Consider the following 23,838-nt stretch of genomic DNA (forward strand, 5'->3'; position numbering starts at 1 on the left):
AAAAATTAGCCTTACTTTTGCCAAAATACTAAAATTTCGAATGGCTACCTATACAACGGAAATCGCTTCTGACAAGTTGATCAGCGACAATCCAATCCATCAACGCTTACTCAAAGCCTATATTGCAGCAAAGCCCTGGGTATCAGGTAAGCTACTTGAGGTGGGCTGTGGGGAAGGGAGAGGAGTGGAGGAGCTGCTACCCTTGGCAGAAAGTTACATCGGACTGGATAAGATTGGCGAGGTGATCCAGATGCTTCAAGCCAAATTCCCCGGAGTGGACTTCAGACAGGCGGTCATTCCACCGTTTCAGGATTTCCAGTCAGCTACCTTTGATACCATTGTGAGTTTCCAGGTAATAGAGCACATTCCAAATGACCGCCTTTTTCTTCAGGAAATCTACCGGATGCTGAAACCCGGAGGGAAGGCCATAATTTCAACTCCCAACATTACCCATACCCTTTCCCGAAATCCCTGGCACGAACGGGAGTATACCCCCCAGCAGCTGATAGACCTGGCCGGGGAGATATTTGATCGGGTTGAGGCCAAGGGAATAGGGGGCAATGACAAGGTCTGGGCTTACCACGAAGCCAATCGTCAGTCAGTTCAAAGAATCATGCGCTTTGATATTTTCGATTTGCAGCACAAGCTCCCGGCCTCGCTGTTGAGGATGCCTTATGAAATCCTTAATCGCCTCAACCGCAACAAACTGCACAAGCAGCAAGGCAAATCAGTGGTGGAAATTTCCCATGCAGATTATCCGTTGGTGGAGGATCCTGCCAAGGGACTGGATCTGTTTTACATTTTATGGAAAAAATAAAATATGCCATCAACTAGTGGTAGTAAAAAAAAGCGAGCCAATCTGACTCGCTTTCCTTATTTATCTTCTCTCTAACATTCCCGGTTGGGCACTTTCACTTCCAATCAGACTTTCAAGCCGGAGTTTGAGCTTTTGGGCTTCTTCCTGATAGCCTCTTTCTTCCAATAGTGGAATGAAATACTTCACCATTTCGATGGATATCATCATGTCCCGGTCGTAGGACCGATTTTCCTTGGTGTAAAACTCAATCATATCCAAAGACCGCTTGGAGATTTTGTCAATGATGTCCAAGGCTTTTTCATCTTCTCCCACTTCAAAGAAAAGCGGAACAGACTGTCCACTGCTGAGGTCGTAGGGTATGGCCTTATGTGGCATGATTTCCAGTCCATAATTTAGCATTTGGGCCGCTTGTTCCATTTTGTCTTCATCCAGCAAAGCCATCACGATGGTGTTGAGCGCACTTCTGTGATTGGAGGCGAATCTCCGGTATTCCTCATCCAGATAGGCATTGGGGTCATTCATTCCACGGAAAGCAAAGTTTTCCATGTAGTTTTTGAATGCCAAATCGGTATTGACCAATTCCTCTCTCAGGTATTCCGGCTTGCGGATCGGAAGCAGACGATAGGTCATGCCCTCCATGACCACGTGCTCACTGATGTTGAGTCCTATGGAAGACAATGAAGTATTGTTGAAATAGATCGGTCTGTCCCAATTATTACTTACAATGAGGTCAATCAACATCAGGTTGCCTTTGGTTACATAGTTTCCTTTGACCTGAAGGTTGATCTGAGGTACAAATAAGTCCTTAAACTGTGGAGGGACGATTTCATCGTTTTGGATGAAACTGCTATCCACTTCCAGAATCAAGTTGCGGGATGGCACCATATTGACCACGCTCTTACCTCCGGTTTTCATTTTCAGGAGATCAGAACCCGAATTAATCAACTTCAGGTATTCTCTGGCCGAGATGGCATTCATACCTTCTCTTTCCATAATATACAGCACATCGTTGGTGCCTTTTTGATAGCGTTCCTTTGTCAGAGAGAATGGAAGCGGGTCAGATTGGTCTGCTTGGCGCGTCATCTGGTCTACATACCAGTCCGTGTCAAAATAACTCAATACGATCACCCGAACGTCCGTTCGGAAGTTTTCTACCTCCTGTACATACCAAAGCGGGAAGGTGTCATTGTCTCCTCCTGTGAAAAGAATGGCATTTGGGGCGCAGGAAGCCAGGAAGTTACGTGCCGAGTCAACGGAGAAATAGCGTCCTTTACGATTGTGGTCATCCCAATTTTGGGATCCCATCAGCCCTGCTACTGGGAGTGTGAGCAAAGTGGCGATGATCCCGCCGGTACCCAGGTTTTTAGTGGCTTTTCCCAATCCGTGGGCGATAGCCAGTGTACCTAGCCCTGCCCAAATCGCAAAGGCATAAAAGCTACCCACATAAATATAATCCCGCTCCCTTGGTTCTACGGGAGGAGAGTTGAGGTACAGGACCAATACCACTCCCATCATCAGGAAAAGCATGAGGTTCACGTAGAAATACTTGGGGTCTTTTTTGGCTTGGAAAAAAACACCAATTAAGCCCAAGATCAACGGCAACATAAAATAGTTGTTGTGCCCTTTGTTCTCCTTGATGTAGTCCGGGTACTTGTCAGAAAGGGCATCGCTGATGCTCATCCAAGGGGCATCCGTGAAATCACTTTCCCTTCCGGAGAAATTCCACATAAAATATCTCCAATACATGTGCCCCAGCTGATGACTGAGCATAAAGTAAATGTTGTCTCCGAAGGTCGGGTCCTGCCCCTCGCGCAATCCCAGCTTAGAGCGGTAAATCCGCTTATGGTTTTCTTGAGTGGAATATATTCGGGGAAGGATCGTGGTTTTGGCTGGATCGTAGGTGTTTTTCAGCTCATAATCCACGATTTCATATTTTTCTTTACCCTTCATGTAGATCGGAGCTCCTTCGGTTTGATCCACCAACTGGGCCGTGAAATATTGTCCATGAAGAAGTGGTCTGTAGCCATACTGCTCCCGTTTCAGGTAAGATACATAGCTGACAATATCTTTGGGGGCATTTTCATTGATGATAGGATCTTGATTGGATCGTACGATGATCAAGGCGTAAGAACCGTATCCGATCAAAATAAAAGTCAGAGATAACAGGATCGTGTTGAGTAGTGATTTCTCCTTTTGGATAGAATAGCGGATCCCATAGACCAGTGCCCCCAAAAACAAAACAATAAAGACCACGATGCCGGTGCCAAAAGGCAATCCTATGCTATTCACAAAGAATATCTCCATGGAACCCGCCAAACTGGGCAATCCTGGAATAATCAGGTTGTTGATGATGACAAGGGCTACCCCACCCAGAAACATGGCATAAATGGCCCCTTTTAAGCTTGGATTTTCATACTTTTTGAAATAATAGATCAATGCCAACGCCGGTAGAGTCACCAGATTAAGCAAGTGAACTCCAATAGAGAGGCCTACCAGGTAAGCAATAAAAATCATCCAACGGTTTTCTTCTTTTGGATCTTTAATGACCTCCCACTTCAAAAAGGCCCAAATCACGATGGCGGTAAAAAAGGAGGACATAGCATACACCTCGGCCTCCACAGCTGAAAACCAAAAGCTGTCTGAAAAAGCATAAATCAGTGAACCGACGATTCCGGAACCCATCAATGCGATGGTTTGGCCTTTACTTTCCTGACCTTCTTCGATTGAGAAAATTCTTTTTCCAAAAAGGGTAATGGACCAAAACAGGAAAAGAATAGTAAAACCGGAGAACAGCGCACTGCCGATATTCATCCAATACGCTACTTGGAGAGGATCACCAAAGGCCAAAAAGCCGAACATCCGATACACCAAAAGCATAAATGGGGCACCTGGAGGATGGGGAACCTGCAGCTTGTAAGAAACGGCAATAAACTCTCCCGGATCCCAAAAACTGGCAGTTTGTTCGACAGTCAGAATGTAAACCAGCGTGGAAACGGCAAAAATTATCCACCCGGTAAGGTTGTTGATCTGCTTATAATTGAGCATTAAAACGGTATTTTAGCGCGACGAAAATATAAAATTTTACTCCAAGTCGTGGGAATTTAGCACTTTTTAAAACTTGGAAGGCTTCTTAAATCAGATTGTCCTGTGACAAAAATTACTGTTTGGAGGGATTTCATCAACGTATTATTGCATCATCATTCAAACACTTCAGCCATGAGTGCACAACCAAAAACATTTCAGGAACTCATAGACGGGGATACACCGGTGCTCGTAGATTTCTTCGCAGTATGGTGTGGCCCTTGCAAAATGATGCAGCCCATCTTGGAGGATACCGCCCGTCACATGGGAGAAAAAGTCAAAATTGTCAAAGTAGACGTAGATCGCAATCCCTTGGCAGCCAGTAAATTTCAGGTGAGAGGGGTTCCTACGTTAATTCTCTTTCACAAGGGGAAAGTGGTATGGAGACAATCCGGGGTGGTGCCGGCACATCAGTTGATTCAATCGCTGGAATCAAACCTAATGGCAAGCGCTTGACCCATCATGTGACAAAAGTCATTTTAGCAGTTAAGAGAGGATTCTAATTTTGTTGAAATTCAAAACCGAAAGAGCAACCAACATAAACTATGAAAATCGAACAAATCTATACCGGATGTTTGGCGCAGGGAGCTTATTACATCGAGTCAGAAGGTGAAGCTGCTGTAATCGATCCTTTGAGAGAAGTACAGCCCTACATTGAAAAGGCTGAGCGCCGAAATGCAAAAATCAAGTATGTATTCGAGACGCACTTCCATGCTGATTTTGTATCCGGTCATAAAGACTTGGCGGCTAAGACAGGCGCTAAAATCGTCTATGGGCCGACCGGTATGAAGATGGGTTTTGATGCCGTCATCGCAGAAGACAATCAGGAGTTTACCTTGGGTAAAGCCAGGATCAAAGTGATCCATACTCCGGGTCATACCATGGAGTCTGTCTGCTATCTGTTGATCAATGAAGAAGGAAAAGAAGAAGCCATTTTCACCGGCGACACTTTGTTTATAGGTGACGTAGGACGTCCTGACTTGGCACAAAAAGTGGTCAAGGATTTGACTCAGGAAATTCTTGCGGGACACTTATACGATTCTTTGAGAAATAAGCTGATGCCTCTGCCGGACCATTTGATCGTTTATCCTGCCCACGGGGCCGGTTCTGCCTGTGGGAAGAACATGAGTAAGGAAACTTCTGACACACTGGGCAATCAAAAAAAGACCAATTATGCGCTTCAGCCCATGACTAAAGAAGAGTTTATCCGGGAGGTTTTGTCTGGATTGACGCCTCCACCGGCTTATTTCCCTCAAAATGTCATGATGAATATCCAAGGGTATGACAGCATCGATGAAGTATTGGAAAGAGGAGTGAGGCCTTTGAGTCCGGCAGAATTTGAAGCAGCGGCAAATGAAACCGGCGCTTTGATATTGGATACTCGGGAGGCACAGGTGTTTGCCAAAGGATTTATCCCCAACTCTATCAATATCGGAATTGATGGAAGCTTTGCGGTCTGGGTAGGAGCCATGATTCCAGACCTAAAGCAGGAAATCCTGGTAGTAGCCGAAGAAGGAAGAGAAGAGGAAGTAATCACCCGATTGGCAAGAGTGGGCTATGACTATTCCATCGGATTCTTGGCAGGGGGATTCAAATCCTGGAAAGAAGCCGGCTTTGAGGTAGATAGCATTCCTTCCATTACCGCTGAGGAACTCGCAAGTATCAGAGAAAATAGTCCTCAGATTTCCATTCTGGATGTAAGGAAAAACTCCGAATTCCTTTCCGAGCATGTGCTGGATGCCGAAAATACCCCCTTGGACTACATTAATGACAGCATGTTGAAAGTGGACAAAAACAAGACCTATTACGTCCACTGCGCAGGAGGTTATCGATCCATGGTTTTCGCTTCGATTCTGAAAGCCAGAGGATATGATAAATTGATCGATATAGCAGGGGGCTTCAAAGCCATTAAAGAATCGGGCAAATTTCCGATTACGGACTATGTTTGCCCTACCACGCTTCTATAATTCTCTTCTGAAATGAGAAAATGCGGAAACCGATTTTGGCTTCCGCATTTTTTTTGACTTTTGGTGATCCAAGTCACCTAATTTGGTGTTTGTATCTCAGACTTTTGTATTCTTCCGGAGTATGAGTCTGGAATGATCACCCCTAAAATCAAACACATAACAAGTAAAAACTTATGAATCAATTTATGGAATGGATTACCCAGCCTTGGCCCTGGTATGTGGCCGGGCCAATTATTGGGCTGACGGTCCCGGCATTGCTGATTTTAGGCAATAAAACCTTCGGGATTTCGTCCTCGCTTCGGCACATCTGCGCGGCCTGTATCCCCGCAGGGATACCTTTTTTTACCTACAACTGGAAAAAAGAAATCTGGAACTTACTCTTTGTTTTGGGAACTGCGATTGGCGGATTTATAGCGATGAATTTCCTGGCAAATCCCGATACCATTGTCATTTCGGAAGCTACACAAGCAGATTTGGCAGCTTTGGGTATTACGGATTTCACAGATTTGATGCCTTCTGACATTTTCTCCTGGGAAACAGTATTCTCTGCCAAAGGCCTTTTGTTTTTTGTGATCGGAGGATTTTTGGTGGGATTTGGTACCCGCTATGCCGGAGGATGTACTTCAGGGCATGCCATCATGGGAATCAGTTCCCTTCAGTGGCCCTCTTTGGTCGCCACTATTTTCTTTATGATTGGAGGCTTCTTGATGACCCATGTACTCATGGGGCCATTGATGAAATGGGTTGGATTCTAAAAAATTGAAAGACATGTCAAACGTAATAGAAAAGAAAAATCAGGCGATGGACGAACACGGTGCTGCACCCAACCTGAGAGAAGACCATGATAGAGGGCTTGAACTCCTGAAATACCTGATCATTGGGGTCATTTTCGGGATAGTCTTCGTCAAAGCAGAAATCATCTCCTGGTTTCGCATCCAAGAAATGTTTCGGCTCCAGTCCTTTCATATGTATGGAGTCATTGGTTCGGCAGTGGTCACGGGAATGATCTCTGTGCAACTGATCAAGCGACTGAACATCAAGACCATTCACGGAGAAAAAATCCTGATTCCGGATAAGGTCTTCAAAAAGGGTCAGATTATCGGAGGGTTTATCTTCGGTTTGGGCTGGGCGATCACCGGTGCTTGTCCGGGGCCGTTGTTTGCCCAGATTGGTAGTGGTTACACGGTGGTTTTGGTGACGCTGATTTCAGCTTTGGCCGGCACTTGGGTGTATGGCAAATTCGCGGATAAGCTTCCAAATTAAGTGCGGATAAAAAATGGGGAAAGGCTGCTTTGCAAAAAGTGGCCTTTTTTAATTAAATACCTTTTTGATGATAAATCGGATGAGAAAAATAATGGTAATGAGGATACCGCCGACAATGACAAATTCCATGGATAGAGTTTTGACTCAAAACTAGCCTAATGGCGGAATAGTTTTTCTGATTCGGGATTCTTTCACCAAATCGCCTGCTTTATTTTTACCTTTGCCCCATCTCAAACCAACCGTTTCTCATGAATTACCTTTCCAAAAGAAGGACTGCCCTTGGAGCCATGTTTTTTTTCATGGGGCTCTGTTTTGCCAGTTGGGCGGCACGTATTCCGGACATTCAGGCCAAATTTCAACTTTCCGAAGGCCAATTGGGTACGATTCTTCTATGCCTTCCTATTGGATCCATGTTGGGTCTTCCCATTGCCGGCTGGTCCGTGCATCAATATGGCAGCCGCATTGTGATTTTGCTGGGCAGTTTTGCTTATGCCATGACGCTACCCTTGATAGGCTTGGCCACTACGACTTGGATGATTGTGCCCGTGCTGGTGGTCTTTGGCCTTTTGGGCAATATCATGAACATCTCCCTCAATACCCAAGCCCTGGGACTGGAGGATCAGATGGGGAAAAGTATTTTGGCTTCATTTCATGGTTTATGGAGCATGGCCGGATTTACAGGGGCCGGAATTGGTGCTGGAATGATTTTTTTAAAGTTTTCTCCTGCAGCCCACTATGCCGTGGTCATGGGAATTTCGTTTGTAATCATCCTGTTTTCGCAAAAATTTGTTCTCAATGATAGGCGAGACGCAGGGGAAAGTGGAGGATTGGTGCTGAAAAAACCTGACGATTTGCTCCTTCGGGTGGGGCTGATATCCTTTTTGGGTATGATGACTGAGGGTTGCATGTTTGACTGGAGTGGAGTGTATTTCAAAAAAATCGTCATGGCAGAGCCGGAATACGTGGCCTTGGGTTATGTCTGTTTTATGGGAGCAATGGCATCGGGCCGATTTATCACTGACAAAGCGACCAATCGATTTGGAAGGATTCCGGTCCTTCAGGCAAGTGGAATATCGATTTTTGCAGGCTTGGTGTTATCAGTTTTGGTTCCCACTTTGATTACAGCTGCCATTGGATTTTTGTTGGTAGGGTTGGGCGTGGCTTCCATTGTACCAGTTGCCTATGGGATTGCCGGTAGATCCAAGTTGTATTCTCCCAGTGTGGCATTGGCCTTGGTGTCCACCATTTCTTTCTTCGGATTTTTGTTGGGACCTCCATTGATCGGGTTCATTGCGGACTTATTTGATCTCCAGATTTCCTTGGCCCTGATTTCGATCAATGGACTCGGGATTTTATTGCTGAGTAGTATCAGAAAACAAGTGTTTTTCACCCAAGAAACCATCTCCACTCCGTGAGCCATCCAGAAAATTTTCAATTCACCAAAGACTTCGAGGTGGGCTCTTTCCAGGTTCATCCCAATGGGAAAATCAGATTGGCCTGCTTGGCAGATTTGCTGCAGGAAATTGCGTGGAGGCATGCCGATTCAGCAGATTTTGGCAGAAATCTGTTAGAGTCGAATCAAATGTGGGTGCTGTCCCGACTGGAAATCAAAGTGGAGAAATTTCCTAAATGGGGAGATCACTTACAGCTTTTTACCGGAGGAAGGGGGGCAGAAAAGCTGTTCGCCTTTCGTGAATTTATGGTTTGGGATCAAAATCAGCACGTGGTGGCTCGTGCCATGTCTTCATGGCTTTTACTTCATACCGAGACCAAGCGAATTCAGAAACCCGAATCGGTTTTGCCTGCGGCCCTATTTGATCCTGCCAAAGCCCCTGCCTGGCAACCCGAAAAATTGATGGCTAAGGGTGAATTTTCGACCAAGGATGAAATCCAAGTCAGACAGTCAGATCTGGATCTTTATCACCATGTGAACAATACCAGCTACATCCGTTGGGTTGAGAATTTTCTGGCTGAGGTGAGCTTTTTACCCAATCAAATTTCCATTAATTACCTTTCAGAATGTCATTTAGGGGATCGGGTGATTCTTTCCCTTTTTGAAAGTGGTTTAGAAAAATTTGTGGAAGGAAAGGTTGGCGAAAAGGCGGTTTTTGTAGCGCGAGTGTTGTAAGCTTTTCTAGCTTAATTTTTTTGATCTAGGTGACGATAGTCACAGCCTTGCAGGTGATCCTTGAGCCAACTTTGTATATTACCGCAAGACAATGAATCAGATGATCCAGCCCTTTGTCAAACTTATTACGCTCTTAGTGGCCCTTTTGGGCCTGGCAGTCGCCTTGGTGGGCGTGGTGGGGTTCGTCCTTTTTCTTTCTTATTCGGGGGTACAGCTCCCCAGTCTCACTGAAAAGGATCAGCCTGTCCCAGAGTCCATCGTCGAAATTCCCGTAGTCAAAGCTTTAGCCGAGGCAGCCAGTCTGTGGAAAGCACCTGATTGGGCGACAGTAGATGGCGAACCCAATTCGGATGAAATCAAATATGGTCGCGAGCTGGTGGCCAATACGTCGGAGTTTCTCGGGCCAAAAGGAAAAGTCAAGGCCATTTCAAATGGGATGAACTGTCAAAACTGCCATTTGCATGCCGGAACAGCCCCTTTGGGAAATAATTACGGAGCAGTGGCTGCCACTTATCCAAAATTCAGGGCTAGATCCGGTACTGAAGAGACAATTGAAAAGCGGATCAATGACTGTTTTGAAAGAAGTCTTAATGGGGAGGCTTTGGAAAACAATTCCAAAGAAATGCGAGCGATGGTCGCTTACATCAAATGGGTGGGAAAAGATGTCCCAAAAGGGGAAGTACCAAAAGGCTCTGGTCTCTACGAAGTGCCGCTGCTTGACCGTGCTGCCGATCCGATCAAAGGCAAATTAGTCTATGACAATCAATGTGCTTCCTGCCACCAAGCAGACGGTAAGGGAATGCCCAAACCGGATGGAACGGGTTATCTATATCCCCCGCTTTGGGGAGAAAACAGTTATAATCATGGGGCGGGACTTTATCGCCTTTCCAGATTTGCCGGCTATGTAAAAGCGAATATGCCGCTGGGGGCTTCCTTTGAAAATCCGATGCTGAGTGATGAGGAAGCTTGGGATCTGGCAGCTTATGTGAACAGCATGGAAAGACCTGCCAAAGACCTTTCCAAAGACTGGCCGGATATCTCAAAAAAGCCAATGGATCATCCGTTCGGGCCATTTTCGGATGAGTTTACCGAAGAGCAACACAAATTCGGACCTTTCAAGCCCATCCAAGCGGCCAAAGCCCAAACCAAGTAATGCTTCGATTTATTTTGCTTTCAATTTTCGCTTTGGGGTTTCACTTTCTACTGAAAGCCCAAACGGAAGAGAAGAAAATTGACATACTTCCAGAGGTTCATTTCAGGACTTTTTGGATGAATACTTCCTATTCAGATGCCGAGTTCAAGTCTGATTATGCCTTGGGAATGAGCTTAAACCTCGGAGCAAAAATCAACTACGCCAACTACTGGAGTTTCCACCTGGGCTATCGGTCTTTTGCCAATTTGAGGAGTTCGGATATTTGGTCTCCTGACCCGGGTACGGGTCAGGCTAATCGTTATGAGATTGGACTTTTTGACGTGTTGGATCCTCGAGATCGGTTTTTTGGTAAGTGGGAGACGTTTTCTTTAAGTTATTCAAAAGATCGGTATGGGATAAAGGCTGGTCGGACGGGAATCAATACAGACTGGGTCAATGCACAGGATGGAAGGCTTTCTCCTACCGCGGTGGAGGGTGTTCATGCTTGGTTTTCACCTGTTAATAATTGGAAAATCGGCTTTTGGGCAATCGGAAGAATGAGTGTCAGAGGAAGCAGCGAATGGCTGAGAGTGGGGGAGACGGTGGGGCTGTATCCCCAAGGCAGAAACGTCTCAGGAAATCCCGGTAACTATTTTGGGAATACAGATAGCAAGTGGCTGAGTATTGTCGAGGTAGATCGGGAATTTAGTAAGGGTAGTAAGCTCCATTTTTCCCACACGTTGACGCAAAACCTTTTTTCTACCACTTGGGGGGCTTTCGAGAAAAGCAAAAAATTAAATCAAGGTACGCTGAACCTAGGTGTCCAATCTGGGATACAGCATACGGTGGGTAAGGGTGGGAATTCTGATCTTAGCCTTGCTTACAAAGCGCAAGGAGATTTGAATTATGCACTATCCGGTAGAATAGGCTGGAGAAATGGGCGGTGGATTACTCATCTCAATTATACTCATGTGGGAGGAAGAGGGCGTTGGCTCAGCCCTCGGGAATGGGGAAAAGATGCTTGGTATACTTTTATGCCCAGGGAACGAAATGAGGGATATGAATCTTTGAATGCTTTGGTTGGATATGTAGCGTATCGACTGGAGAAAATACCTTTGCAGCTCTATGCCCATGGAGGAATTCACCGGCTTTCGGAAGTAGCTGATGCTTCGGCTAATAAGTACAATTTCCCCAGCTATCGACAGCTCAATGTGGGATTGATCTATCAACCTGAAAAAATAAAAAATCTGGATGTTCATCTGCTATTGGTCAGCAAAGAACCTCTTTCTTCCGAAAAATTGACTCCCAATCAGACCTACAACAAAGTGGAGCTGCTTCATTTGAATGGGATCGTCAATTGGAGGTGGAATAAATAAAATACAAAATGACCAAAGGTAAAAAATGGTGAAACCAAGGCATTTTCTGAAAAAATTAGGAATTACCGATTCCTCTTCTCACCTTTGACTTGTCGAAGAAATGTTTTCGATACTTGTCACCAAGTTTAGCATCGGCGATTCACCTGCCACAAGTAGCAAATCAAGAGTTCTCCAAACACAGGTTTTACTTCTTCTTCTTCTACTTTTTTGATTCCACTAAGATTTCGGTCTTTTCGAATTGAAACCTGCAGTTTACAATCCTTACGAGAACCCAGATTTCCTATTTTCCAATAAAATTCCCAAGTTATTAAGACCATTCGTTTCTCAGAATCAGCACTGTCTGAATTCTCCCTCACGCTCAGAAGTCGAGTCAACGACTACTTCAAGTCCACTCAGCAATCCAAATTTGCCAACAATGAAATGATCTTCAAGACAGTAGTCATGATGTTGGTCTATTTTGTGCCGGTAATTTTAATAATTACAGGAGTTGCAAATCAGACTTGGCAATTGTTCGCCTGTTTTATTTTAAGTGGTTTTGGAATGGCAGGAATAGGCATGGGAGTAATGCATGATGCCATCCATGGGACATATTCACAGAATTCCAAAATCAACAAGCTTCTTGGATATACCCTCAACATGGTTGGCGCGAATGCTACGGTCTGGAGGATACAGCACAATGTTCTTCATCATTCCTATACCAATATCCATGAAGGGGATGATGATATCAATGCTCCGTTTTTTCTACGGTTCTCACCCAACATGGAAAAAAATGCCTTGCATCCCTATCAACATTGGTATACCTGGTTTTTTTACGGCCTTTCTACCGTTTCTTGGGTGACGACTAAGGATTTTATCAGACTCAACCGCTATTACAAAATGGGTTTGTTAAAAGGTAAAAACGTATACCGAAATACCATATTTAAGATTCTTGCGTGGAAAATCGTTTACTACGCCTTTACTCTTGGACTTCCAATCGCCTTTTCTCCTTTTGGAGTGGGAGAGATTCTGTTGGCCTACCTCGCCTTACATTTCGTGACCGGGCTCAGTATTTCGCTGGTTTTCCAAACAGCCCATGTCATGCCTGAAATGGCATTTCCTGAACCTGATGAGCACGGTATGGTGGAAGGGGAGCGGATGCTTCATCAACTGGCCACTACCTCAAATTATTCCGAAAAGAGTAAAATCTTCTCTTGGATGATAGGAGGACTCAATTACCAAGTGGAGCATCATTTGTTTCCGGATATCTGCCATGTGCACTATCGAAAGATAGCCCCGATTGTCAAGGCCACCGCGGCCGAATACAATATTCCTTATTATTCAAAAAAGACATTTTTTGATGCTTTAAAGGCTCATTTTCATATGCTATACCTTTTGGGAAATGCAGAAATGGAGCCCGTAAAAGCTTATGCAAACAACCATGAACATTAATAAAAAACATACAAAACCTGCTCCATCTATCCGTGGAGGAAACCCGGACAGAAGACAGGTCAAAAAGAAAAAAGAGTCTACGTTGGATCCTCGGCTTTTTGTAAAGAAAGCCCAGCCAAGTGGACAAGAAGGTTTTCGAACTGAAAAATCCTTTGAAAATCTTGGGCTAAGCGCCAGGTTGCTTCAAAATATTCAGGCCAAAGGGTATTTGACCCTGACCAATATACAGGAGCAATCGATTTTGCCTCTTCTTGAGGGAAAAGATATGATGGCCATTTCAAAGACTGGATCTGGAAAAACAGCTGCGTTTTTGATTCCCATCATTGAGCATGCGCTGAAAGACCCCAGGAATTTCACTGCATTGGTGGTGACTCCTACGAGAGAACTTGCTCTACAGATTGAAGAAGAATTCAAGAGCTTGACTCAGGGGATGCAGTTGTATTCGGCCACCTTTATCGGAGGGACAAATATCAACTCGGATCATGCCAAACTGGAACGAAAGCTTCAAGTCATTGTCGGTACTCCCGGAAGATTACTTGATCTCAGCGATCGTAAAGTATTGGATTTGAGAAAGGTAAATACCTTGGTTTTGGACGAGTTTGACAGGATGTTGGACATGGGCTTTGTGCTTGATGTCAACAAGCTGGTCAATAGGATCGGAAAACGTGATCAGACGTTGCTTTTTTCGGCCACGCTTGAACCCGCCCAAAAGAAACTCATCGACGGCTTGCTCAGCAATCCTGTCGAAGTGAAAGTGAATAGTGGGTCCGGAACCAATGAAAATATCGAACAACAAACCATTCGAGTGCCCGAGGGACAGGATAAGTTTGATGTTTTGGCAGATCTGTTTGGGAGTTCAGAATTGGAAAAAGTAATCCTATTCACAGAAACCAAAAGATTGGCCGATAGACTGGCCAAAAAACTGATTCAGTCCGGAATTCCTGCCGGGCAGATTCATGGAGATAAGTCTCAGAATTTTAGAAATCGAATGATTGAGGAATTCAAAAATGGGACAATCCGGGTACTGGTGGCCACTGACGTGGCAGCCAGAGGGATCGATGTAGCTGATGTGAGTCATGTGATCAACTATCAGCTACCGATGACCATGGATGCTTACATCCATCGTATCGGAAGGACAGGCAGAGCCGGCAAGGTCGGTCATGCCATCACGTTTGTTAACTAACCCATTTGCATGTCAAAAAATCAAAACACATTCATCAAAAAACAAAAGGCTGAGCTAAAGAAGCGTAAGCAGAAAGAAAAACTCGAAAAGAAACTTGAGCGAAAAGGTCAACCCAAAGACGGTAGCCTTGATAATATGATCGCTTATGTGGATGAATTCGGTAATATTTCTGATACTCCTCCGCCACCTCCAGTCGAGAGAAAAACAAATTCAAATCAATCCAATCAAAACAGAGTAAAAACAAATTAAAATTTCAGAAATCATGAATGAAGGAACAGTAAAATTCTTTAACACTACCAAAGGCTTTGGATTCATCACACCAGCAGACAACAGCGAGGACGTATTCGTTCATCACAGCGGTCTGGTTCACGAAATCCGTGAAAACGACAAGGTGAAGTATGATCTGGTACAAGGTAAGAAGGGCATCAATGCCGTAAATGTGAAAGTGGTTAGATAATCCATTTCACCTTGGTGTACTAATCCCCGGTTAACCTCTGGTTTGCCGGGGATTTTTTTTAGTCCGCTTTGATTTCATTTGATAATACATCCCCACGTTGGTAGGAGCTGATATTCTCGAGTGTAGTGGTGGCGATCTGCTCCAAGGCCTCATGAGTCAAAAATGCCTGATGTCCGGTAATCAGTACATTGGGGAACGTCATGAGTCTGGAGATCTGCTCATCTTCCAAAATCTCCTCAGATAGATTTTTGAAGAAAATATGCTCTTCCTGCTCATAGACATCAATGCCGAGAAATCCGATTTTTTTAGATTTCAATGCTTTGATGACAGCTTTGGTGTCGACCAATGCCCCACGGCTGGTATTGATCAGGATGACTCCATTTGGCATTATGCCCAGGGAATGTCCATTGATCAAATGTCTGGTTTCGGGTGTAAGGGGGCAATGAAGGGATAAGATTTGACTTTTTTTCAAGACCTCATTCAATTCGAGGTATTGCACTCCGAGTTCCTTCATTTCCTGACTTTGGTGAAGATCATAGGCCAAAATGGAACATCCAAAGCCTTTCGAAATCCTACAGAATGCCTTCCCGATAGCACCGGTACCGATGACCCCGATGGTTTTCCCATGGATATTTGACCCGGTAAGCCCCTCTAAGGAGAAATTATTTTCTCTGACTCGATTGTAGGCTTTATGTGTCTTTCTCATCAGCGTGAGTAGAATGGCAAAAGCATGCTCCGCTACCGCTTCAGGGCTGTAAGCAGGTACTCTTACTACCCTAACTCCATATTTCTTGGCAGATTGAAGATCTACCTGGTTGTACCCGGCACATCGGAGTGCAATCAGCTTGATTCCGATTTGACTGAGTTTTTTTAGAATGTACTCATCAATCCGATCATTGACGAAGGAGCAAATGACCTCATGACCCTCTGCCAAAGTCACTGTTTTATAATCTAACTGTGCATCAAAAAAACTGAATTCATGTTCAGATTTTCTGCCATAGGTTAGAAAGCTTTCCTTGTCATAGGTTTTGGTGCTAAAAAAGGCAATTTTCATACAAAGGTAGGGTTGGGGTTTGGTTCGAAATAGGGGAGAGGGTCTAAGGAGAGTAGGGATTATTGTAGGAGGTATTCCATTTTTCATTTGGAATTTGACCACATCCGCTTAATATTGCTTCTGTAACTTAATCTAAAACCATGAAAAAATCTATCCTTGGCGTATTGTCCTTTTGGTTTGTATTTGCCTGCAATCCATCCCAAAATCAATCAGTGATAGAAGATTCCATGCCTCCCGAAACACAAATAAAAGAAGTAGCTATGCCAGACTCGGTTCTCCGTCACGTTGTATTGTTTGGCTTTAAGGAAACTTCCAGCCCGGAAGATATCCAAAAAGTCATCGATTCTTTTAAAGCCCTTCCTTCGCAGATTTCAGAAATCAAAGATTTTGAGTGGGGAACCAACTCCAGTCCTGAGGGGCTCAACCAGGGCCTGACCCATGCTTTTACGCTTACCTTTCATTCGGATAAGGATCGGGATGCCTACTTGCCACATCCCGCCCACAAAGAGTTTGGGGCCGTATTGGGGCCGCATTTGGCCAAGGTGACAGTATTGGATTATTGGACCAAACCCTGATTATTTATCGTAAGGGAGGGATCCGTCGGTTTGGCTGGTTGAAGTGGCGTTGATCACCTCGGTGACGACAAAAACGCTTGTGCCTCTCCATGGAAGCATGCCATTGTATTCTTGGTAGCGCAATTCTAGGTGTTTTCCTGAATTGCGCTCCAAAATGGCCGCTACTTCAGGATCGGTGACGCTAAACCGGAATTCATTGCTTTGTAAGGCACCGGAAGTGGGACTTTGAAATCCTTCTTGCACCATTCTCCCTTCCCAAGTCTTGAAAATGACTCCTTTCTTAACAAAATAATTGAGACTTCCCGCCTTGACGCCTTCTCCAAAAACAAAGTAAAATTTCCACCAAAAGAAGATTCCCAAGACGGCTATCAAAATCAATCCCGTGATCCATGCAAACTTTTTCATAATTTGAAACAATTGAGGTTTCACTAAATATAGGCAGTTGAAAATTCAAAAAAATCACCTTTCCAATTTTTTTAAACCTCCTGCCTAATCAGATGTTCTGATGCTATGCAACAATCTATTTTTGGAACAAATTCTCAAAATCTCTTGCCCTTTGAGGGGGAATCCTACCTGTATTCCGGATTTTTTACCAAAACTCAATCCGATCGATTTTTAAAGGTCCTTGTAAAGGAATTGGCATGGCAACAGGAACCTATCTGGATGTTTGGAAAGCAGGTTATGCAGCCAAGACTTACGGCTTTATATGGTGATGCTGACAAGCCGTACGGGTATTCTGGGATTTCCATGAAGCCTCTGGATTGGACAGATGAGCTTCTGGAAATCCGTGATCTTGTAAGGCAACATATCGGGGTAGAGTTTACGCATGTGCTTTGCAATTATTATCGGGATGGAAATGACAGCATGGGCTGGCATAGAGATAATGAGGCTGTTTTGGGTAAAAACCCGAGTATCGCATCAGTAACCTTTGGGGCGACGCGGATTTTTCAGATGAGACATCATGCTACTAAAAACCATAAAATTGAAATTCCGCTCACCCATGGCAGTTTGTTGCTGATGACCGGCCAAAGTCAGCACTTTTGGGAGCATCAACTTCCAAAAACCAAAAAAGTAAATTCTCCCCGAATCAATCTGACATTCAGAAAGTTGATTTAACCGGCTCTAAATAAAAATTGGCTGATCCTTTAGATTGATCAGGTAGTTCATCATGAGAGGTTTTTCGATGTATTCGATGACAGAAGGGTACTTGATGGCTTTTTTCTTATCATCCATACTTACGGAGGAGGTGATCAGGATGACTTTGATTTTCTCCGGGCGATTGAGCGTTTGCAGATAATCCAATACTCCCCAACCGTCAATGTCAGTCATATAGATGTCCAGAAAAATCAAAAGATTTGAAATTTCCTTGTCTTTTAGCTCGGACAGGTAATTGATGATTTCTTGCCCACCGGCAAAAGTCAAAGGGGTCTCTGAAATTCCGGATTTTTTTGCTAGTAGCTTATGAAAAAAAATGTATTCTGGATCGTCATCTACGATAATCAAATCAAAATTCATAAAACAGGTAAAGATTGATAGCTGGATTTTTCTTTTCTTCTGTTACAAATCTATTTTAAAATTTGAGAATCCATTATTCCGTCCATCATTAAAACCACAACATTTTGTTAGGGACTTAAATTGATACACAAACCATCTGTCTTTAATCCGGAAAGGAATTTATTTTACAGGTCTGACTTTTTCAAAATAAAATTTAAGTGAAGAAAGGCGTTTATCCACTACAATGGAAGCAAAAAAAAACCTGTCAAGTTTTCAAAACCTGACAGGAAAAAACTCATTATGTTTTTGTAGACATTCAGCCAGTTGAAATCAATCCACCAACCAAAGGTATTCTTTATATCCTTTAGCTTCCATTTCTTCTTTTGGAATAAACTTCATCGCCGCAGAATTCATGCAATAACGTAATCCAGTGGGAGTCGGTCCATCATAAAAGACATGGCCTACGTGGCTTTTCCCATATTTCGACCTGACCTCGACTCTGGTCATTCCCAATGTTTTGTCGATTGGCTTTTCCAGGGCTCGGGCATCGATCGGCTTGGTGAAGCTTGGCCAGCCTGAGCCTGATTCATACTTGTCCTTTGAGCTGAAAAGCGGAGCGCCGGAGACGATACAAACATAAATTCCGTCTTTTTTATTGCCGTTGTATTCGTTTTGAAAGGCATATTCTGTGGCATCCTCCATGGTGACCTCATACTGAAGGGAAGTCAGTGTTTTCTTGAGTTCGGTCTTGGATGGAGCAGGATATTTTTTTTCATCAATGGCAGGCCAATGAGTTTTGATAAATGCATCTCGCCCCGAGCCTGTTCGATAAGAATAATAATCTTGGGGGTTCTTTTTGTAATAATCCTGATGATAGTCTTCTGCAGGATAGAAATTGCTGTATTTGATTATTGGCGTAGCGATGGGTTTTGAAAATTTGCGCGATTTGTCCAGCCTGGCTTTGCTTTCCTCGGCTACCTTTTTTTGAAGGTCATTATGAAAGAAAATTGCCGATTCATATTGGGTGCCCCGGTCATAAAACGAACCGCCCACATCGGTAGGGTCATAGGTTTGCCAGAAGATGTCCACTAATTCCGAATAGCTGATCACTTCAGGGTCGAAAGTGATTTGGACGGCTTCTCGATGACTGGTTTTGCCGGAGGAAACCTCGGAATAAGTCGGATTTTTTTCTTTTCCCCCCGAATAACCGGAAACTACGGATATAACTCCATCAAGCCCTTCAAAGGGAGCCTCGACGCACCAGAAGCACCCGCCTGCAAAAGTGGCTAACTCAGTTTTGGAGGAAAATACTTCTGCTGGCTTCTCGGGTTCGGTAATAAAATCGCCGGTTTTTTCGGTTGCACCGGGATTACAAGCCATCAACAGGCCTATGAGGAAACTAAACATAACTATTGGTCTTTTTTGAAAGGTTAGCATGGAAGGAAAGTTCTTGCTTTTTAGGTAAAGATTTGGTCAGCTTTTTGACAAGTGGAAAACAAGGCAAATCCGACTAGTGTTCGATAAGTTTTCTTAATTCATTTTAAATCCTTGCAATGAAGCTACGAAACTCCATGAAAATCGGATTTCTGCCGGGTTACAATCTTGGCTTGGAAAGCAACTAAACGAAAAAAAAATGATGCCAAATTTCAAGAAAATTGCCTTAATGCTATTGCTCAGTGCTTGCGTGTTGCCATTCGTTCAAGCACAGCAAGGAAGTGGTTTTGGATTCAAAGGAGGACTGAATTACAATACGAGCGGAAAATATTTTAGAGATGCCGGAGAAATTTTTTCTCGTCCAGGAGAAAATATGGGTTACCATGTCGGGGTGTTTTATCAACTGAATTCCTATGATATCGCTTTGAGACCGGAATTGATTTTTACCCAAAATCAGTTTGAAACAGATCTCGGCAGGGTGCAGTATCAAAAGATTGATCTTCCGGTTTTGGTCAAAATACGCTTCTTCCGTGTCATTGGATTTTCTATTGGTCCCTCTTTTCATTACACCCTGGATGAAAAATTTTCCCGCCCTGACCTTTTTGAACAGGCAGACCCTTTTGGACTTGGCTTTCAGATGGGACTCGGTGTAAATTTTGGACCGGTGGGTTTGGATCTTCGATTTGAGCGGGAGCTTAATGAGCGAAAGTACACCTTTGAAAATGTATTAGGCAAAGAGGATTACAAGCGCCAACAACTCATTTTGGGAATGTCTTTTAAGATCCCCACCAAAAAATAAGCTTACCATTTCAAAAGGAGCTTTTTCCCTTTGATGAAATTTCTAACTTCAGGCATCCAAAATTAACCTGTTGCCTGTTGTATGAATTTAAAATCTTTGTTGGCTTTGGCCATCCTGATTGCTTTTTATGGATGCCAAGAAAAAGAAGTTGACCCATTTGCCACTGTGCGACCTGAGGAAAGCCGATTCACGAAAATCACGCTGGTAGAAAAGCTCAATGAACCGATGGAGCTCGAAGTGCTGGATAATTTCGATGTACTTTTTATCGAGCGGGGAGGCAAAGTAAGGAAATACGTCGCAGAAACAGGTCAGGTGGAGGAAATCGGTTTTCTCGATGTCTATGCTCAAAACGAAGACGGTCTGCTCGGACTGGCAAAAGATCCAAAGTTCAACGTAAATCAGTGGATCTATCTCTATTACGCCCCAGCAGGACCGGACTCGATCAATAGGCTTTCCCGATTTACCTTGGTAGATGGATTACTGCAAAAAACATCTGAGAAAATCATGCTGGAGGTACCCGTATTTCGGGGATGCTGCCATTCGGGAGGATCTTTGGAGTTTGATTCCAAGGGAAATCTATTCATTAGTCTCGGAGACGATACCACCCCTTTTGAATCAGATAACTATAATCCCATCGACGAGCGGGCGGGTCGACCGGGTAACGTGGACGCACAAAAAACCTCCGGAAATTCAAATGATTTGAGAGGGTCAATCTTACGGATCACTCCACAGGCAGATGGTACTTACACCATCCCCGAAGGCAATCTTTTTCCTCCCGGTACCCCCAATACCAGACCTGAAATCTATGTCAAAGGCAATCGAAACCCCTTCCGCATCGGAGTGGATCAGCGTAACGGAAATCTCTTTTGGGGTGAGGTAGGGCCGGATGCATCGGTGGATAGCCTGAAGCGAGGGCCCAAAGGACATGATGAATTTAATTTGGCGACAAAGCCGGGATATTTTGGATGGCCGTATTTCGTGGGCAACAACAAGCCGTATTGGAAATATGACTTCGAAAAGAAAGAGAGCCTTTTCGAATTTGATCCGGAAGCTCCCCAAAACACTTCTCCCAACTCCACTGGAATCGAGATTCTACCTCCTGCGACTCCGGCTTTGATTTGGTACCCTTACAATGAATCCGTTGAATTTCCCATGCTGGGAACAGGAGGTAGGAATGCCATGGCAGGTCCGGTGTATTATCGTTCGGATTTCGAAAAGTCTGAGGTCCGATTTCCGGGATATTTTGACGGGAAGGCCTTTTTCTACGATTGGATGCGCAATTGGATCTTCACGGTCAAGCTGACTGAGGATTTTCAGTACGACACGATGGAGCGCTTTATGCCTTCCACGGTTTTTGACAAACCCGTAGATATGCAGTTTGCCAAGGATGGCTCGCTGTACATCTTGGAATACGGCACGTTTTGGAGTGCGCAGAATGACGATTCGGGAATCTATCGGATTGAATTTGCCTCAGGCAATCGCAAACCCCAAGTGAAGGCGACAGCTAACCAACTAACCGGAGCAGCTCCGCTTCAGGTACAGTTTTCATCGGAAGGATCTGTCGATTTGGATGAGGGCGATGTGCTGACTTACGAATGGGATTTTGGAAATGGAGAGAAAACCTCAGAGCCAAATCCAAGCTTTACCTTTTCCAAACCCGGTGTTTATCCCGTTAAGCTGATCCTCAAGGATAAGGAAGGAGCGGTAGCCACCACTACTCTGGAAATCAAAGTCGGCAACGAAGCTCCTTCGGTCAAGATTGACTGGAAGGGTAACCGAAGCTTTTATTTTGGGCCAGAATCCATTGCTTATGAAGTTAAGGTGAGCGATGCCGAGGATGGAGCGATTGATTCCAATCGCGTGAGGTTTTCGATTGATTACTTGGAGGGAGGTTTTGATTTGGTGCAGGCAGGTCATCAGGCTGATGAACCGGTGAGTTTGGGCGAAAACTATATTACCCAAGCGGGCTGCAAAGCTTGCCACGCGGTAGCCAATGAATCCATCGGTCCGGACTACACGGCAGTTTCTAACAAATACCTGAATCAATCCAATGCACGTGCGTACTTGATCGATAAAATCACCAATGGTGGTGGTGGGGTTTGGGGAGAACGCATCATGCCCGGACATACTCATTTGCCCCCTGCTCAAGTGGAGGCGATAGTCGATTTTATTTTGGGAATAGCCAATCCGAAAGCCAATGTCAGAACATTACCTCTTACCGGAAGCTATGCAATTGACCGAACAGATTTACGAGACGGATATTACCTGATTCAGGCATCCTATGAGGATTTGGGAGCCAATGGAATCCCCCCGCTCAAGTCTCAGGAGGTTTTGACGCTACGCCATGCTACCGTTAGGGCTTCCTCTGCCAATCTGCTCAAAGACGTAGCCAAAGCCAATGGACCCCAGTTTCAGTTTGTCCGGTTTACAGCCTCTCAGGCATGGATCAAGTTTGACCAGATCGACCTAAGCGGAATAAAGTCAATAGACCTTGCGCTCAATCCGGGAAATACCAAAGGTAAAATCCAGTTGAGATCGGGAAGTCCGGAAGGCCAAGTCGTGGGGGAAACCAAAGTGCTTACTAGAGATGATCGACCTAAAGGCCAGGAAGGGCAGTTTTTCACCATTTCAGTTGCTATTACTCCTCCCACTGAGGCGTCAGATTTGTATTTGGTATTTGTGCCTGAGGGGGATGTGTCGATATGGAATACCTTCAATTTAAACACCCTTCATTTCAAGAAGAAAGCAGATTAATGCAAGGCCAGTCCAATCTGCAGGATGATCATGGAAGTTTTTGTTCGCCCGGTTTGATAGGAAAAGTTGCCCAAATTGTCCACTTGGATCGATCCTCGCTCTACAAAATTGATCGTGTCACCGTATTGGTAAAGGATTTTCATATAGAAGGAGGCCGTGTTTGGTTCTCCTTCTTTGGGCAGCTGACGGTTGAAAAAACCCACACCAAGATTTAATCCGAGTCCGCCAAATTTGGTGGACATCAATTGGACTGCTTCCTCGCCATTGATGATCGTTTCCAATAAGGTGTCGTCAAATTGTGTGGAGGTGGACAGAATTTTCCAGCCAAATCCGCCGTCAAAAAATGGAGTGAACCCCTCTTCTTTTTCGAATGGAAAATAGCGGATGATTGGGCCAACCGTCACGAAGTTATAATTGGTTTTTAGTGGAGGATAGGTGGGACTCGCATCGATTTTTTCTTTTCCCAGATAGATATAATTGAATTCTGCTCCGAGGTGCACCGGAGAAAATAGCCCTCGACCTTTGGGATTCACCAAAACATTAACCCCGCCGCCCAATCCGGGGAAGTTTTTTTCTCCGAAAATCGAACGCTTCATTTCCGTAGTCGGCATTCCCATGGTGCCATACATTCCGCCATGAAAAATACCCTGTGCTTTTGAAGGTGATGGAATGACCAGAAAACAGGCCAAGATGATACAAATAGCAAATCTGTCCATATGCGATTTCGATTAGATGAACTGATAAAACCATGGATAAATGAATCCTACTAGGAAGTTGGCCTGAAAAAAAGGAAATCAGGTCAGTCCTGATCAAAAGTTTAATTGACTTTCACTTTTGCGAAAACTGATTTTGACAAAATCTCCAAAAATAGTCGAAGGGGAAAGGATGGATTTCGG

The 23,838-nt window shown here is 44.3% G+C and carries 23 protein-coding genes; 17 read left to right on the forward strand and 6 right to left on the reverse strand.

What is annotated here, in order from left to right; genetic code table 11:
• The first annotated feature begins 40 nt into the window (after positions 1–40).
• On the forward strand, positions 41–817 hold the full coding sequence (locus tag CLV31_RS00950; protein ID WP_111391000.1) for a class I SAM-dependent methyltransferase: 777 nt from the start codon (positions 41–43) through the stop codon (positions 815–817).
• Positions 818–877: 60 nt separating this feature from the next.
• On the opposite strand, the gene CLV31_RS00955 is transcribed toward CLV31_RS00950, so the two are convergent.
• Positions 878–3,862 carry a glycosyltransferase family 117 protein gene (locus CLV31_RS00955; protein WP_111391001.1) on the reverse strand — a complete coding sequence of 995 codons (2,985 nt, stop codon included), beginning with the start codon at positions 3,860–3,862 and terminating at the stop codon, positions 878–880.
• Between the two features lie 171 nt (positions 3,863–4,033).
• Between CLV31_RS00955 and trxA the strand changes: the two genes are divergently transcribed.
• The 12 genes from trxA to CLV31_RS01020 all read left to right on the forward strand — a co-directional run bounded on the left by trxA (position 4,034) and on the right by CLV31_RS01020 (position 14,832).
• Positions 4,034–4,354 (forward strand): thioredoxin, encoded by a 321-nt coding sequence (trxA, locus tag CLV31_RS00960; protein WP_111391002.1) that lies wholly within the window; start codon positions 4,034–4,036, stop codon positions 4,352–4,354.
• Between the two features lie 89 nt (positions 4,355–4,443).
• On the forward strand, positions 4,444–5,865 hold the full coding sequence (locus CLV31_RS00965) for an MBL fold metallo-hydrolase (RefSeq protein WP_111391003.1): 1,422 nt from the start codon (positions 4,444–4,446) through the stop codon (positions 5,863–5,865).
• A 173-nt stretch (positions 5,866–6,038) separates the two neighbouring features.
• Complete coding sequence (locus CLV31_RS00970; protein ID WP_111391004.1) at positions 6,039–6,620, forward strand: YeeE/YedE family protein; 582 nt, start codon at positions 6,039–6,041, stop codon at positions 6,618–6,620.
• 46 nt (positions 6,621–6,666) lie between these two features.
• Entirely contained in the window at positions 6,667–7,128 is a 462-nt protein-coding gene (locus CLV31_RS00975) for a DUF6691 family protein (protein ID WP_111391256.1), read from the forward strand.
• Between the two features lie 248 nt (positions 7,129–7,376).
• Entirely contained in the window at positions 7,377–8,543 is a 1,167-nt protein-coding gene (locus tag CLV31_RS00980) for an MFS transporter (protein WP_111391005.1), read from the forward strand.
• Positions 8,540–9,256: an acyl-[acyl-carrier-protein] thioesterase gene (locus CLV31_RS00985; RefSeq protein WP_111391006.1), complete on the forward strand. Its 717-nt coding sequence runs from the start codon at positions 8,540–8,542 to the stop codon at positions 9,254–9,256. Before CLV31_RS00980 ends, CLV31_RS00985 begins: the two co-directional genes overlap by 4 nt.
• 91 nt (positions 9,257–9,347) lie before the next feature.
• Positions 9,348–10,409, forward strand: coding sequence for a c-type cytochrome (locus CLV31_RS00990; RefSeq protein ID WP_111391007.1), 1,062 nt, complete (start codon positions 9,348–9,350; stop codon positions 10,407–10,409).
• Positions 10,409–11,764, forward strand: coding sequence for a hypothetical protein (locus tag CLV31_RS00995; protein WP_111391008.1), 1,356 nt, complete (start codon positions 10,409–10,411; stop codon positions 11,762–11,764). Before CLV31_RS00990 ends, CLV31_RS00995 begins: the two co-directional genes overlap by 1 nt.
• A gap of 420 nt (positions 11,765–12,184) precedes the next feature.
• The gene (locus CLV31_RS01005) at positions 12,185–13,192 is read left to right on the forward strand and encodes a fatty acid desaturase family protein (protein WP_181452541.1); all 1,008 of its coding nucleotides are present in this window, start codon (positions 12,185–12,187) and stop codon (positions 13,190–13,192) included.
• Positions 13,182–14,375 (forward strand): DEAD/DEAH box helicase, encoded by a 1,194-nt coding sequence (locus CLV31_RS01010; RefSeq protein ID WP_111391257.1) that lies wholly within the window; start codon positions 13,182–13,184, stop codon positions 14,373–14,375. Before CLV31_RS01005 ends, CLV31_RS01010 begins: the two co-directional genes overlap by 11 nt.
• 9 nt (positions 14,376–14,384) lie before the next feature.
• Entirely contained in the window at positions 14,385–14,624 is a 240-nt protein-coding gene (locus tag CLV31_RS01015) for a cold-shock protein (RefSeq protein ID WP_111391011.1), read from the forward strand.
• A 13-nt stretch (positions 14,625–14,637) separates the two neighbouring features.
• Complete coding sequence (locus tag CLV31_RS01020; protein ID WP_077348399.1) at positions 14,638–14,832, forward strand: cold-shock protein; 195 nt, start codon at positions 14,638–14,640, stop codon at positions 14,830–14,832.
• 58 nt (positions 14,833–14,890) lie between these two features.
• Here the strand turns inward: CLV31_RS01020 and CLV31_RS01025 are convergent, their stop codons facing one another.
• Positions 14,891–15,886, reverse strand: a complete 996-nt coding sequence (locus CLV31_RS01025) for a 2-hydroxyacid dehydrogenase (protein ID WP_111391012.1) — start codon at positions 15,884–15,886, stop codon at positions 14,891–14,893.
• Between the two features lie 227 nt (positions 15,887–16,113).
• Here CLV31_RS01025 and CLV31_RS01030 point away from each other — a divergent pair, with 227 nt between their 5' ends.
• On the forward strand, positions 16,114–16,461 hold the full coding sequence (locus CLV31_RS01030; protein WP_245943302.1) for a Dabb family protein: 348 nt from the start codon (positions 16,114–16,116) through the stop codon (positions 16,459–16,461).
• On the opposite strand, the gene CLV31_RS01035 is transcribed toward CLV31_RS01030, so the two are convergent.
• Positions 16,462–16,866 carry a hypothetical protein gene (locus CLV31_RS01035; protein ID WP_111391013.1) on the reverse strand — a complete coding sequence of 135 codons (405 nt, stop codon included), beginning with the start codon at positions 16,864–16,866 and terminating at the stop codon, positions 16,462–16,464.
• 105 nt (positions 16,867–16,971) lie between these two features.
• On the opposite strand from CLV31_RS01035, the gene CLV31_RS01040 reads away from it, so the two are divergent.
• Positions 16,972–17,577 (forward strand): alpha-ketoglutarate-dependent dioxygenase AlkB family protein, encoded by a 606-nt coding sequence (locus tag CLV31_RS01040; protein WP_111391014.1) that lies wholly within the window; start codon positions 16,972–16,974, stop codon positions 17,575–17,577.
• Positions 17,578–17,583: 6 nt separating this feature from the next.
• Here the strand turns inward: CLV31_RS01040 and CLV31_RS01045 are convergent, their stop codons facing one another.
• Together CLV31_RS01045 and msrA are read right to left on the reverse strand one after the other, a co-directional pair.
• Positions 17,584–17,976, reverse strand: a complete 393-nt coding sequence (locus CLV31_RS01045; protein WP_111391015.1) for a response regulator — start codon at positions 17,974–17,976, stop codon at positions 17,584–17,586.
• 309 nt (positions 17,977–18,285) lie between these two features.
• Entirely contained in the window at positions 18,286–19,362 is a 1,077-nt protein-coding gene (msrA, locus tag CLV31_RS01050; protein WP_111391016.1) for a peptide-methionine (S)-S-oxide reductase MsrA, read from the reverse strand.
• Between the two features lie 256 nt (positions 19,363–19,618).
• Here msrA and CLV31_RS01055 point away from each other — a divergent pair, with 256 nt between their 5' ends.
• Both CLV31_RS01055 and CLV31_RS01060 read left to right on the forward strand, forming a co-directional pair.
• Positions 19,619–20,188 carry an outer membrane beta-barrel protein gene (locus CLV31_RS01055; protein ID WP_181452542.1) on the forward strand — a complete coding sequence of 190 codons (570 nt, stop codon included), beginning with the start codon at positions 19,619–19,621 and terminating at the stop codon, positions 20,186–20,188.
• Between the two features lie 81 nt (positions 20,189–20,269).
• Positions 20,270–22,942, forward strand: coding sequence for a PQQ-dependent sugar dehydrogenase (locus CLV31_RS01060; RefSeq protein WP_111391018.1), 2,673 nt, complete (start codon positions 20,270–20,272; stop codon positions 22,940–22,942).
• Here the strand turns inward: CLV31_RS01060 and CLV31_RS01065 are convergent.
• Complete coding sequence (locus tag CLV31_RS01065; protein WP_111391019.1) at positions 22,939–23,658, reverse strand: outer membrane beta-barrel protein; 720 nt, start codon at positions 23,656–23,658, stop codon at positions 22,939–22,941. The genes CLV31_RS01060 and CLV31_RS01065 overlap by 4 nt on opposite strands.
• Positions 23,659–23,838: the final 180 nt, after the last annotated feature.

The sequence above is a fragment of the Algoriphagus aquaeductus genome (assembly GCF_003253485.1).
In the GTDB taxonomy this organism is placed as follows: Bacteria; Bacteroidota; Bacteroidia; order Cytophagales; family Cyclobacteriaceae; genus Algoriphagus; species Algoriphagus aquaeductus.

Coding starts and splice junctions, on each gene's coding strand:
- CLV31_RS00950 (WP_111391000.1), top strand. CDS start 41: ATGGCTACCTATACAACGGAAATCGCTTCTGACAAGTTGATCAGCGAC.
- CLV31_RS00955 (WP_111391001.1), bottom strand. CDS start 3,862: ATGCTCAATTATAAGCAGATCAACAACCTTACCGGGTGGATAATTTTT.
- trxA (WP_111391002.1), top strand. CDS start 4,034: ATGAGTGCACAACCAAAAACATTTCAGGAACTCATAGACGGGGATACA.
- CLV31_RS00965 (WP_111391003.1), top strand. CDS start 4,444: ATGAAAATCGAACAAATCTATACCGGATGTTTGGCGCAGGGAGCTTAT.
- CLV31_RS00970 (WP_111391004.1), top strand. CDS start 6,039: ATGAATCAATTTATGGAATGGATTACCCAGCCTTGGCCCTGGTATGTG.
- CLV31_RS00975 (WP_111391256.1), top strand. CDS start 6,667: ATGGACGAACACGGTGCTGCACCCAACCTGAGAGAAGACCATGATAGA.
- CLV31_RS00980 (WP_111391005.1), top strand. CDS start 7,377: ATGAATTACCTTTCCAAAAGAAGGACTGCCCTTGGAGCCATGTTTTTT.
- CLV31_RS00990 (WP_111391007.1), top strand. CDS start 9,348: ATGAATCAGATGATCCAGCCCTTTGTCAAACTTATTACGCTCTTAGTG.
- CLV31_RS00995 (WP_111391008.1), top strand. CDS start 10,409: ATGCTTCGATTTATTTTGCTTTCAATTTTCGCTTTGGGGTTTCACTTT.
- CLV31_RS01005 (WP_181452541.1), top strand. CDS start 12,185: ATGATCTTCAAGACAGTAGTCATGATGTTGGTCTATTTTGTGCCGGTA.
- CLV31_RS01010 (WP_111391257.1), top strand. CDS start 13,182: ATGAACATTAATAAAAAACATACAAAACCTGCTCCATCTATCCGTGGA.
- CLV31_RS01015 (WP_111391011.1), top strand. CDS start 14,385: ATGTCAAAAAATCAAAACACATTCATCAAAAAACAAAAGGCTGAGCTA.
- CLV31_RS01020 (WP_077348399.1), top strand. CDS start 14,638: ATGAATGAAGGAACAGTAAAATTCTTTAACACTACCAAAGGCTTTGGA.
- CLV31_RS01025 (WP_111391012.1), bottom strand. CDS start 15,886: ATGAAAATTGCCTTTTTTAGCACCAAAACCTATGACAAGGAAAGCTTT.
- CLV31_RS01030 (WP_245943302.1), top strand. CDS start 16,114: ATGCCTCCCGAAACACAAATAAAAGAAGTAGCTATGCCAGACTCGGTT.
- CLV31_RS01035 (WP_111391013.1), bottom strand. CDS start 16,866: ATGAAAAAGTTTGCATGGATCACGGGATTGATTTTGATAGCCGTCTTG.
- CLV31_RS01040 (WP_111391014.1), top strand. CDS start 16,972: ATGCAACAATCTATTTTTGGAACAAATTCTCAAAATCTCTTGCCCTTT.
- CLV31_RS01045 (WP_111391015.1), bottom strand. CDS start 17,976: ATGAATTTTGATTTGATTATCGTAGATGACGATCCAGAATACATTTTT.
- msrA (WP_111391016.1), bottom strand. CDS start 19,362: ATGTTTAGTTTCCTCATAGGCCTGTTGATGGCTTGTAATCCCGGTGCA.
- CLV31_RS01055 (WP_181452542.1), top strand. CDS start 19,619: ATGCTATTGCTCAGTGCTTGCGTGTTGCCATTCGTTCAAGCACAGCAA.
- CLV31_RS01060 (WP_111391018.1), top strand. CDS start 20,270: ATGAATTTAAAATCTTTGTTGGCTTTGGCCATCCTGATTGCTTTTTAT.
- CLV31_RS01065 (WP_111391019.1), bottom strand. CDS start 23,658: ATGGACAGATTTGCTATTTGTATCATCTTGGCCTGTTTTCTGGTCATT.